Below are 2,849 nucleotides of genomic sequence, written 5' to 3' on the forward strand. Positions count from 1 at the left end.
TTGGGCACGCGGATGACGCGGGGTTGGCCGTTGAGTTCGAAGAACACTTTGACCTCGCCGTTCTCGTCCGTTTCGCCAATCGCCTGCAGGCGGATTTCCAGCGTCTTGCCGGGGTCGATTTCCGCAGTGATCTCTTCGCCGGGCTCCATGCCGTAAAAGAAGGTCCGCGTCGGCAGGGTCCGCACAGGCCCATAGGCCCGGTGGCGGCCCATGTAATCAAGGAACACCTTGGGATACATCAGATACCCGTTCAGATCCTCGCGATCGACCTCTTTGCCTTCCAGCTGTGTCGACAGATCCTTGTGGGCGGCCTCGAGGTCGACCGGCGCGAGATGTGCGCCGGGACGGGCGGTGTTGGGCGCTTCGCCCTTGAGCACCTTGTCCAGAATGCCGGCAGGGAAACCACCCGGAGGCTGGCCCAGATTGCCGCGCATCATGTCGATCACACTGTCGGGGAAGGCCACGTCATGTGACGGATCCTCGACCTCGGCGCGGGTCAGGCCCTGTGACACCATCATCAGGGCCATGTCGCCAACCACTTTGGACGACGGCGTCACCTTGACGATATCACCGAACATCTGGTTCACATCGGCATAGGTCTGGGCCACATCGTGCCACTTCTCTTCAAGACCAAGGCTGCGCGCCTGTGCCTTGAGGTTGGTGAACTGGCCACCGGGCATCTCGTGCAGATAGACCTCGGAGGCAGGGGCCTGAAGGCCGGATTCGAATGCGGCATATTGCGCCCGCACGCCTTCCCAATAGTCCGAGATCTCGCGCACGGCGGTGATGTCCAGACCGGTGTCGCGGTCGGTGTGGCGCAGGGCCTCGACGATGGATCCAAGACAGGCCTGCGAGGTGCCGCCCGAGAAGGCGTCCATGGCCGCGTCCACCGCATCGACGCCCGCATCAGCGGCGGCAAGGATGGTCGCGCCCGCGATGCCCGAGGTGTCATGGGTGTGGAAGTGGATCGGCAGGCCGACCTCTTCTTTCAGCGCGGTGACCAGCGCCTTGGCCGAGGCGGGTTTGAGCAAGCCTGCCATGTCCTTCAGACCCAGCACATGCGCACCGGCGGCCTCAAGTTCTTTGGCCATGCCGACGTAATACTTGAGGTCATACTTGGCGCGATCCGGGTTCAGGATATCGCCGGTGTAGCAGACGGTGCCTTCACAGATCTTGCCGCTTTCCACGACCGCATCCATCGCAACGCGCATGTTCTCGACCCAGTTCAGGCTGTCAAAGACGCGGAACACATCAACGCCGGTCTCGGCGGCCTGGCGCACAAACTCCTGCACCACATTGTCGGGATAGTTGGTATAGCCGACGCCGTTCGAGGCGCGCAGCAACATCTGTGTCAGCAGGTTCGGCATCCGCTCGCGCAGATCGCGCAGGCGCTGCCACGGGCATTCCTGCAAGAAGCGATAGGCCACATCAAAGGTCGCCCCGCCCCAGCATTCCACCGAGAACAGCTCGGGGATATTGGACGCATAGGCCGGGGCCGCCTTGATCATGTCGATCGACCGCATCCGCGTGGCCAGCAACGACTGGTGCCCGTCACGCATGGTGGTGTCGGTCAGCAGCAGTTGCGGCTGTGCCTTCATCCAGTCCGCGACGGCCTGCGCGCCCTTGTCCTCGAGCAGGTTGCGCGAGCCATAGGCCGGTGCGGCGCGGTTGGCCGGCGCCTTTGGGGCCTTCAGATCCGCTGCCGGTTCGGGGCGGTCGGTGGTCTCGGGATGTCCGTTCACCGAGATGTCGGCGATATAGGTCAGCACTTTGGTGCCGCGGTCGCGCCGCTTGGAGAACTGGAACAGGTCCGGTGTCTCGTCGATGAACTTGGTGGTGTACCGGTTGTTCAGGAACGTCTCGTGCTTCAAGAGGTTCTCGACAAAGGCGATGTTGGTGCTGACGCCGCGAATACGGAACTCGCGCAGGGCGCGGTCCATGCGGGCAATCGCCTTGTCCGGGGTTGGCGCCCAGGCGGTGACCTTGGTCAGCAGGCTGTCATAATACCGCGTGATCACGCCGCCCGCATAGGCCGTGCCGCCATCCAGACGGATGCCCATGCCGGTGGCCGAGCGGTACGCGGTGATGCGGCCATAGTCGGGGATAAAGTTGTTTTGCGGGTCTTCGGTGGTGATCCGGGTCTGCAGGGCGTGGCCGTTCAGACGGATGTCGTATTGCGAGGCCTTGCCGGTGGCCTCGGCAATGGATTTGCCTTCGGCGATCAGGATCTGCGCCTGCACGATGTCGATGCCGGTGACCTCTTCGGTGACGGTGTGTTCCACCTGCACGCGCGGGTTCACCTCGATGAAGTAGAACTTGCCGGTCTCCATATCCATCAGGAATTCGACCGTGCCCGCGCATTCATAGTTCACATGGGCGCAGATCTTGCGGCCCAACTCGCAAATCTCTTCGCGCTGCGCTTCTGACAGGTACGGCGCAGGCGCGCGTTCCACGACCTTCTGGTTGCGGCGCTGGACCGAACAATCCCGTTCATACAGGTGATAGATGTTGCCCATCTTGTCGCCAAGGATCTGCACCTCGACGTGGCGGGCGCGGGTGATCATCTTTTCCAGATAGCCCTCGCCGTTGCCGAACGCGGCTTCGGCCTCGCGACGGCCTTCCAGAACTTTCTCTTCGACCTCGTCTTCCGAGAAGATCGGGCGCATGCCGCGGCCACCGCCACCCCAGGACGCCTTGAGCATCAAGGGATAGCCAACCTCGGCCGCCTCAGACTTGATCGCCGCCATGTCATCGCCCAGAACTTCGGTCGCGGGAATGACCGGCACGCCAGCCTCAACCGCAACGCGGCGGGCGCTGGCCTTGTCACCCAAGGCGCGCATGGTCTCGGC

1 protein-coding gene is annotated in these 2,849 nt (G+C 63.1%); it reads right to left on the reverse strand.

Translation table 11 applies throughout. The annotated features are described in order from the left end of the window. A partial coding sequence (gene pyc / locus PH7735_RS20255; RefSeq protein WP_058313257.1) for a pyruvate carboxylase occupies positions 1-2,849 on the reverse strand: 2,849 nt, incomplete at both ends.

The sequence above is a fragment of the Shimia thalassica genome (genome assembly GCF_001458215.1).
In the GTDB taxonomy this organism is placed as follows: Bacteria; Pseudomonadota; Alphaproteobacteria; order Rhodobacterales; family Rhodobacteraceae; genus Shimia; species Shimia thalassica.